Here is a 7,731-nt window from a genome sequence, read left to right as displayed (position 1 = left end):
GAACGATGATTCGAGAACGTCGTGGCATAATTAGCTTCCTTTTGGTATAAGTATCATCGCATTTGCATAATTATATTTTTGCCTATAGTGCCTATATCATAAAAACCGTGGTCTGTCCCCTATTTTTCCAAGAGCAAAATTGCCATTGGTAGACTGCCGGATTTCGTTGATTAACCCCGCATCCAACTTTTCCAGAAATAATTCCCGATAGGCTGATTCACGTTCTTTTTCAGAATGACCGAGACCCAGATAAATAGAATGTTGAGTCAGTAAGTCCATTTTCTCACCGTGAGCATTTGCGTGGTAGCTGGACCAACGGTAGTCCCCGGTATGTTCAACCATTCCGGCCCGAACCGGGTTGAGCTCAATATAGCGTTGACAAATGAGTAGGTAATTTTCTTGTTGAGCGATGCAGGAACGGAAACGTCCTTCCCATAGGGACCCCGTGCGACTATAGGTTCGGTTAATGTACTGAACATAACGTTGTCCCAAACGTTTCATCAGGGTGCCGGTACTACTATCTTCCGCCGGAGTCAAAAGCAGATGTACATGATTGGTCATCAAAACGTAGGCATGTATGGCGCAGTTGCTTACAGAGGCATACTCTTTCAACCAATCGAGGTAGCATTGGAAATCGTCTTCCGTATAAAAACACGCCTGCCGATTGTTGCCCCTTTGGATTATATGAATCGGTACGCCGGGAACGATGATTCGAGAACGTCGTGGCATAATTAGCTTCCTTTTGGTATAAGTATCATCGCATTTGCATAATTATATTTTTGCCTATAGTGCCTATATCATAAAAACCGTGGTCTGTCCCCTATTTTTTCTTCTAAAAACCGTGGTCTGTCCCCTATTTTTTCTTCTATTTTTTCCTTTGGAGAAGAAAATGGCTGAAAAACAAAAGCAGATGAACCTTGATGACTATGAAAATGAAATCCTGGAAGCATATGAAAACGGCAGGCTGAAGCCTTCCGAAACTAAAACTGATTTTCAAGCCATTGCCCGGAATACCATGAAAAAAAACCGAAAAATCAACATCAGGATTTCGGAAAACGATCTTTCCGCTTTGCAGCGTAAGGCTGCCCGTGAAGGGATCCCTTACCAAACCTTGATTGGAAGCGTGCTGCACAAATACGCCAGTGGATTACTTAAAAATATTCCTTAACCTTCCGCAACCCGAATTGGTCCGAATAAAGGAGGACATTGGGAAGTGCAATAATTCGGCTTATTAGCCACATATCCACACAGTCCTACGCAGACGGTTAAAATATAAGTTCGGTGTCAGTATCAGACCGTGTGAGTTTGTGCCATGAAAGTAGGCACTATGTTAATTGAAAACATTAAACCACCAGCTCTGCTGGTACGATCCTGGGAGGCTCTGCCGGTGCAAGCAGTCACTATTTCAAACGATTGGGTTTGATTTATCTGTAGCATAACTTTGGTAAATGTGCATGCCTGAGGCAAGATCCTTCTTTAAAGCCGGATGCGGGAAATCTGTCTGTCCGGTTTGACGTGGGGGAGGGGACTTCCCACCCTGTTATACTGTGAGTCTATGGCTAATAAACAAAAAAGGCTGATGAGAGAAGACTATCTGGGGGTGACGAAAATTACGGTAACGGATATGGCGTTACGACTTGCAAGAGCTTTCGGGACTATCCCCGAGTTGTGGATCAATTTGCAGAAAAACTATGATCTTTGGCATGCGGAACATGCCAGCAGCGACTGGAAGCGTGTGCATCCGCTTTCTAAACAGTTGTTGTATGGCTCTGGTGAATCGGGGACGTCCCATATCCTTTAACCTTTATCCTTTATCCTTTATCCTTTATCCTTTATCCTTTATCCTTTCACCTAAAATTCCACCCATAATCCGCCGAATATGCTATTGCTCTTTGACGCTACTTTCCCCGCGTCAGCGGCCGTCCTTGTCCTCTAACCTGTTTTGTATGATTGCAAGACCTGACCCCATTTCCCAAGTGTCAATTTGACACACCTTGACTTTCAAAAGTAATTATGACATAGTTGTAAATATGTGACAAATTGACACTTTTATGGAGGTTGTTATTATGAATACCGCACGCCCTCGTATCACTGCCAGAGTTGATGCAGACACCCAGGATCTACTTGCCCAAGCTGCCGCTATAGCTGGTATGTCCAGTTTGAATTCTTTTGTTCTTAATGCAGCAATAGAGAAAGCTAAGAAAATTATGGACCGAGAGCGTTCGTTAAAACTCTCCCGGCGTGATGCATTGATGCTCGTGGAGGCTCTTGACACGCCTCCTAAACCAAATGTTCGTTTACAAAAGGCATCTCAGCGCTACAAAGGTAAAAACCAATTATGATCACTGTTGCTCTAGATAAAGACAAACATGACCGTAACAGGTTTGATTGTGGGATAGAAGCCTTAAACTCTTATCTCAAGATTATGGCAAACCAACAATCGAAGAAGGATAATACCCGTACCTTTGTTCTTGAAGATGACAGGCATCCAGAACGGATCATTGGATACTACAGTTTAACTATGGCACCTATCAACCTTAATGCCTTACCGATTAAATTGCGAAAAAAACACCGCAACGTTAGTTCTGCTGGTCTAATTGCCAGGCTGGCCATTGATAAAAGCTATAAAAAACAAGGTTATGGTGAATGGTTGCTGGTAGACGCTTTAAGAAAACTTCTATTTGCCAGTGAGACTGTTGCATTTCCAATAGTTCTGGTTGACGCTAAAAAAGGATCAGTTGAATTCTATAAAAAATTTGGCTTTACTCCCTTCAAGGATACTTCCAGTAAATTATTTATCACAATGGCGGACATTCGATTAAGCTTATCCGAATAAACCGCCGAATGTGCTATTATTTTCTGACGCTGGTTTTTCCGCGTCAGCGGCCGTCTTTGTTCTTTAACCTGTTTTGTATGATTGCAAGACCTGACCCCAATTTCCTTAAAGCAATAAAGCAACAACGTCCCCTTTTCCACATATAATACGCCATATAAATATATTGACAATGGACGAATAGTTCCGTATGCTATTTTTACAACTAGCTTTTTTAGACCACAATCGTATTATTTTGGAGGACTTGGCATAGCATTGATGAAAAAAGATACTATTGTCTGGGTAGGGTTTCTGATGATATTTTAACTGTAAGGTTTGCATACCGCTCAAAGAAAATCAGAATTTTTGGTGCTGGTTATTGGCGGAAAGGGAAAAAGATCTATGAAAAAGAAAATAAAATACACTGATGAACCAATGGGCAAAATCAGAGTTGTTCCTGATTTTCTGCCATCTCCTGAAGAACTTGCATTGAAGGATGAAACAGTTAAAATCACGATTGCTCTCAGCAAAGCAAGTGTTGATTTTTTCAAAGGAGAAGCCCAAAAGTACAACACGCAATATCAGAAAATGATTCGTCGTCTTCTGGATGAGTATGCAACCCACCAGGCATAAACTCAAAATCATATGCGGTCATCCCTGTTTTTCACATCAAGCCCGGCAGCATGGGTAAATTACGGTACACGTCGTCAAAGAGTTTTCCATGAGTCATCTGAGCCCTGTTAGTTCCTAACGATAAAAAGCTGCCCGTGAAGGTAAAGTATATGGGACTTTCAAAAAAATATCTTAATACCCACTCCGGTGTTGTGACCTTTGATCTCTGCCGCTTGGCTGCTCATCTTAAAAAAGAACTGCCTTCGGCCGGTTTCTGTCTGCTTATGGGTTCGGCTGCGGCGGGCAAGGTTGCTGAGGGTTCGGACCTGGATCTGGCTTTTTATCTCACAGAACCGGTGACCCTGGACTTTTATGCCAAAGTTTCAGCGATTGTTGATAAGCGTGTCCCGGGAGTGCGGTGTGACATCGGCATTCTGAATAAAGCTGAGCCGGTTTTTCGCTTCGAGGCATTAAAAGGGAAGTTGCTCTTTGCCCGCAGCAGAGAACTCTATGCATCATTTTTTTCGCTGACCTGTCGCGAGTATGAGAGCCAGATGTTTGATTACGATAAACAGCACAAATATCGGCTGGAGGCCGGCCATGCGCTATAATGGTGTGATTCAACGAAAATTGGCGTTGCTGGACAAGCAGGTTCAGCGGCTGCGGGAGAGCCTTAAGGGGATTTCCTGTGAAGAGTTTTCTCAAAGTTGGGAAAAGCGTTCCATGACCGAGCGCGCCCTCCAGGTTGCTGTCGAAATCATCATTGATGTTGCCGAACGGATCATTGCTCTTGATGGCGCCGGCCCGGTGGCAACGGCAGCCGAAGCCATGCAGTTGCTGGAGCGGCTTGGGGTATTGGAATCGCAAAATCCTTATGTTGACATGGTGCGGTTCAGAAATTTAATCGTTCACCGGTATGAAGAGATCGATCCCGGATTATTATACAACCTTGCAACTGAGCGGTTGGGCGATTTCAGGAAATTCAGAGATGAAATAGACCGGGCCGAATAATGTGGGGATTGAAGTCTGTGCCTGTCCGCGTGCGTCTGTGGCAGAAAAATCTTTTCTTTTAACCTTTAACCTTTAACCTTTAACCTTTAACCTTTAACCTTTAACCTTTAGCCTTTAACCTTTAACCTTTAGCCTTTAACCTTTAGCCTTTAGCCTTTAACCTTTAGCCTTTAGCCTTTAACCTTTATCCCCAAGCCTGAAGGGTACATGATGAATAAACGTATCATCAGCTTGTTGGAAAAAATGAACTGCTATCTGGATCAGTATATAGAAAAGCAATTTGGTTGGGATGAGGAAGAACGTCGGCGTCGTATCGGAAGAAAAAAGGCCGCCAGGAGCCATGATGGCATCTATCGGGTAAAAGAAAGGTAAACAGGTCACGCGGTCAAATTGTCAGCCGAGGACTTAAATCAATAAAGCAACAACGTCCCCTTAGCCTCCCTTAGCCTCCTAAAAAGGAGAGCTCTTATGATCAGTGTGGGAATCAAGGAGGTCAAGAACAACCTGAGCCGGCTTTTATCCCGGGTGAAGGCTGGAGAAGAGATTCTGATCACTAACAGGGGAAAGCCTGTCGCCCGCATCGTGAAGGAAAACTACGGTGATAAATCTATTCGGGCGGCACTGGAGCCCTTGATCCAGAGAGGGCTGATCAGGTTGCCGAGTCGGAGCATCCTGAAAGACCATATCTCGACAGTAAAAGCCCGGGGAAAAGCCGTTTCGGAAATGGTAATCGAAGACCGGCGGTGATCGACTGATGATTCTGTACCTTGACACGAGCGCGCTGGTAAAACGATACTTCAGGGAGATCTGTTCAGATGAAGTCATCTCCAGATGGAAATCGGCCACGCAAATTGTTACATCTTTCGTTGCTTATGCTGAAACAATGGCTTCCATGAAAGGCTTCCTGAGGATTTCGTATTTGCTTGTTTCGACAACAGACTCTCCCGTGCCGCCCAGTCGGAAGGATTTGAGGTGTTTCCGCCGGATTGTTCGCGATTGAAATACAAACTCTGAATTTCTATAAAAATGAGGGGTGACCTTACTGTACCCTAAATTAAGCGATTAGCTTTTAGCACTTAGCGATTAGCTCAATAATTACAAGATATTTAATATTATACATATTCACCCGATGGGTTTTGTTACTAATCAACGTAAAACCCTGATTTCTAAAAGCTAATGGCTAACCGCTAATAGCTCAGCTTAGGTTCCTATAACAACGACCAGGGCGGGAGAAGCAACTGGGCGGATGACTGGCAGAATTCCCATACGGAAGGGGTTGACTGGTGGCGCTCCGGGGCTGCCCACAGCCGGGATTTGAACGGCAATCTCAAAGGCTATGCCGCCTGGTGGTTGTGGGCCAGACTGGCCGGCTGGAATCCCCGGAAGTGATGTGACCCGGTTTTTCGCTTCGAGGCATTAAAAGGGAAGTTACTCTTTGCTTGCAGCAGAGAACTCTATGCGTTATTTTTTTCGCTGACCTGTCGCGAGTACGAGAGCCAGATGTTTGATTACGCTAAACAGCACAAATATCGGTTGGCGGCCGGCCATGCGTTATAATGGTGATTTAAAGAAAATTGGCGCTGGTTTTTCCGCATCAGCAACCGCTGCCATTGTCCTTTACCTTTTTTGCTTTTTTGTCTGTGTTCGTCTATGTCGCCGTGGCTGATTTTTTCCCTTGTACCTTGTACCTTAAACCTTATACCGTATACCGTTAACCTATTTGTATGATTGCAAGACCTGACCCCAATTTTCACACTGCCTTCGGCAGCGATTTTTCTTGACATACATTTATCTTACGAGTATATCGTAAATATCATGGATAAAAAACGATATCTCAAGGGAAAAATCAACCGCTTGCTGGAAATGTTTCCGATAGTTGCCATTGTCGGAGCCAGGCAATGCGGAAAAACCACCCTGGCCATGCAGTTGCGTCCTGAATGGAAGTACTACGATCTCGAAAGTCCTGGCGATTACCAGCTGCTCAGCGAGGATCCCGCCGCTTTTTTCGCCCTTCACCAGCATGATCTCATTATTGATGAAGCCCAGCAGTACCCTGAGCTTTTCCGGGTTCTAAGAGGGGTTGTTGATGCCGACCGCCGTCGGAAAGGCCGCTTCATCCTGACCGGCTCTAGCTCGCCGCATATTGTCAAGGCAATTACGGAAAGCCTGGCCGGAAGAATTGCCACCGTCGAAATGTGGCCTTTTAAACAGGGAGAGTTCTACCAGCGGAAAATTCCTGAACTCTATAATATGCTGATCGATGGCTATGCCGTGGCCGGTGATTTTGCCCAGTTGCCGCCGGTGGTCGAGCCATCCCAAAGCGTACATGTCTGGTTTAAGGGAGGTTTTCCTGAACCTTTGATTGAAAGCGAGCACCGCCAGGAATTTCTGCGCCAGTGGCAAGAAAATTACGTTGCTGATTATATCACCCGCGACATCAGGGGCCTCTTTCCCAAGCTTAAAATGCACAATTTCAGGAGGCTTTTGACGCTGCTGGCCCAGTTCTCCGGACATCAGCTCAATATGAGCGATATGGCCAGGGCACTCGAAATAAGCGTTTCAACGGTCAAGGACTACCTTGATATTATCCACCAGACATTTATCTGGAGAAACTTGGCTCCCTACACAAAAAACTCGCTGAAGAAAGTCCAAAAAGCAAAAAAAGGATTTTTCAGGGATCAGGGCCTGCTGCACTACTTTCTAAAAATAGCGAATGCTGACCACCTCCTGCTGCATCCGGTTGCCGGCTTTTCTTTCGAGAGTTTTGTGATTGAAGAAATTATTCGCGGATTGCAGACAACCATGGCTGCCGGGCTGGAATTTAACTATTATAGAACCATAGATAAGTCCGAAGTTGACCTGATCATTGAAGGGGATTTTGGCATTATTCCCATCGAGATCAAACTCAACTCGACCGTCAGGCGCCGGTCGCTGCGGGGGCTGGAGAATTTTATCAAAGACCGGCAGTGTTCTTTCGGCATTATCGTCAACCGAGGCCGCGGCATAGAACTCATAACCGACAAAATTGTCCAGGTCCCGGTTCACTATCTCTGATAGAACCGTTGACCTTGGATTTCTATACCAAAGTTTCAGCGATTGTTGATAAGCATGTCCCGGGAGTGCGGTGTGACATCGGCATTCTGAATAAAGCTGAGCCGGTTTTTCGCTTTTTTCCCCACTCACAATAGACTTGTTATGCTTTTAGTGTTATGGTACAGCTATACGTACATGTTCAATGTGGAGGTTTATCATGAATACTATTACATACACTTCAGCTCGTGGCAACTTAGCACAAA

11 protein-coding genes and 1 pseudogene are annotated in these 7,731 nt (G+C 44.9%); 11 read left to right on the top strand and 1 reads right to left on the bottom strand.

What is annotated here, in order from left to right:
* Positions 1–96 precede the first annotated feature (96 nt).
* A complete protein-coding gene (locus tag U9P07_12155; protein ID MEA2110156.1) occupies positions 97–729 on the bottom strand; it encodes a transposase in 633 nt (210 codons plus the stop codon).
* A 160-nt stretch (positions 730–889) separates the two neighbouring features.
* Here U9P07_12155 and U9P07_12150 point away from each other — a divergent pair, with 160 nt between their 5' ends.
* The 11 genes and pseudogenes from U9P07_12150 (at position 890) to U9P07_12100 (ending at position 7,489) form a co-directional block, all read left to right on the top strand.
* Positions 890–1,168 carry a hypothetical protein gene (locus tag U9P07_12150; protein MEA2110155.1) on the top strand — a complete coding sequence of 93 codons (279 nt, stop codon included), beginning with the start codon at positions 890–892 and terminating at the stop codon, positions 1,166–1,168.
* A 387-nt stretch (positions 1,169–1,555) separates the two neighbouring features.
* Positions 1,556–1,801, top strand: coding sequence for a hypothetical protein (locus U9P07_12145; protein ID MEA2110154.1), 246 nt, complete (start codon positions 1,556–1,558; stop codon positions 1,799–1,801).
* 265 nt (positions 1,802–2,066) lie between these two features.
* Positions 2,067–2,342 carry a DUF1778 domain-containing protein gene (locus U9P07_12140; GenBank protein MEA2110153.1) on the top strand — a complete coding sequence of 92 codons (276 nt, stop codon included), beginning with the start codon at positions 2,067–2,069 and terminating at the stop codon, positions 2,340–2,342.
* Complete coding sequence (locus tag U9P07_12135) at positions 2,336–2,836, top strand: GNAT family N-acetyltransferase (protein MEA2110152.1); 501 nt, start codon at positions 2,336–2,338, stop codon at positions 2,834–2,836. Before U9P07_12140 ends, U9P07_12135 begins: the two co-directional genes overlap by 7 nt.
* Positions 2,837–3,023: 187 nt before the next feature.
* A pseudogene (locus U9P07_12130) lies at positions 3,024–3,240 on the top strand (BrnT family toxin).
* On the top strand, positions 3,215–3,445 hold the full coding sequence (locus U9P07_12125) for a CopG family transcriptional regulator (GenBank protein ID MEA2110151.1): 231 nt from the start codon (positions 3,215–3,217) through the stop codon (positions 3,443–3,445). Before U9P07_12130 ends, U9P07_12125 begins: the two are co-directional and overlap by 26 nt.
* Before the next feature lie 149 nt (positions 3,446–3,594).
* A complete protein-coding gene (locus U9P07_12120; GenBank protein MEA2110150.1) occupies positions 3,595–4,035 on the top strand; it encodes a nucleotidyltransferase domain-containing protein in 441 nt (146 codons plus the stop codon).
* Positions 4,025–4,435 (top strand): DUF86 domain-containing protein, encoded by a 411-nt coding sequence (locus tag U9P07_12115; GenBank protein ID MEA2110149.1) that lies wholly within the window; start codon positions 4,025–4,027, stop codon positions 4,433–4,435. Before U9P07_12120 ends, U9P07_12115 begins: the two co-directional genes overlap by 11 nt.
* Before the next feature lie 207 nt (positions 4,436–4,642).
* Positions 4,643–4,807 carry a hypothetical protein gene (locus U9P07_12110; GenBank protein MEA2110148.1) on the top strand — a complete coding sequence of 55 codons (165 nt, stop codon included), beginning with the start codon at positions 4,643–4,645 and terminating at the stop codon, positions 4,805–4,807.
* A 96-nt stretch (positions 4,808–4,903) separates the two neighbouring features.
* A complete protein-coding gene (locus U9P07_12105) occupies positions 4,904–5,182 on the top strand; it encodes a type II toxin-antitoxin system prevent-host-death family antitoxin (GenBank protein MEA2110147.1) in 279 nt (92 codons plus the stop codon).
* Positions 5,183–6,250: 1,068 nt separating this feature from the next.
* On the top strand, positions 6,251–7,489 hold the full coding sequence (locus U9P07_12100; protein ID MEA2110146.1) for an ATP-binding protein: 1,239 nt from the start codon (positions 6,251–6,253) through the stop codon (positions 7,487–7,489).
* Positions 7,490–7,731: the final 242 nt, after the last annotated feature.

It is taken from the genome of Pseudomonadota bacterium (assembly GCA_034660915.1).
In the GTDB taxonomy this organism is placed as follows: Bacteria; Desulfobacterota; Anaeroferrophillalia; order Anaeroferrophillales; family Anaeroferrophillaceae; genus DQWO01.
The sequence above is the reverse complement of the archived record's forward strand: the minus strand, read 5'-3'. Positions and strand labels throughout refer to the sequence as shown.

Bases quoted from the DNA above. Each gene is read 5' to 3' on its own strand.
- U9P07_12155 (MEA2110156.1), bottom strand. From the start codon at position 729: ATGCCACGACGTTCTCGAATCATCGTTCCCGGCGTACCGATTCATATA.
- U9P07_12150 (MEA2110155.1), top strand. From the start codon at position 890: ATGGCTGAAAAACAAAAGCAGATGAACCTTGATGACTATGAAAATGAA.
- U9P07_12145 (MEA2110154.1), top strand. From the start codon at position 1,556: ATGGCTAATAAACAAAAAAGGCTGATGAGAGAAGACTATCTGGGGGTG.
- U9P07_12140 (MEA2110153.1), top strand. From the start codon at position 2,067: ATGAATACCGCACGCCCTCGTATCACTGCCAGAGTTGATGCAGACACC.
- U9P07_12125 (MEA2110151.1), top strand. From the start codon at position 3,215: ATGAAAAAGAAAATAAAATACACTGATGAACCAATGGGCAAAATCAGA.
- U9P07_12120 (MEA2110150.1), top strand. From the start codon at position 3,595: ATGGGACTTTCAAAAAAATATCTTAATACCCACTCCGGTGTTGTGACC.
- U9P07_12115 (MEA2110149.1), top strand. From the start codon at position 4,025: ATGCGCTATAATGGTGTGATTCAACGAAAATTGGCGTTGCTGGACAAG.
- U9P07_12110 (MEA2110148.1), top strand. From the start codon at position 4,643: ATGATGAATAAACGTATCATCAGCTTGTTGGAAAAAATGAACTGCTAT.
- U9P07_12105 (MEA2110147.1), top strand. From the start codon at position 4,904: ATGATCAGTGTGGGAATCAAGGAGGTCAAGAACAACCTGAGCCGGCTT.
- U9P07_12100 (MEA2110146.1), top strand. From the start codon at position 6,251: ATGGATAAAAAACGATATCTCAAGGGAAAAATCAACCGCTTGCTGGAA.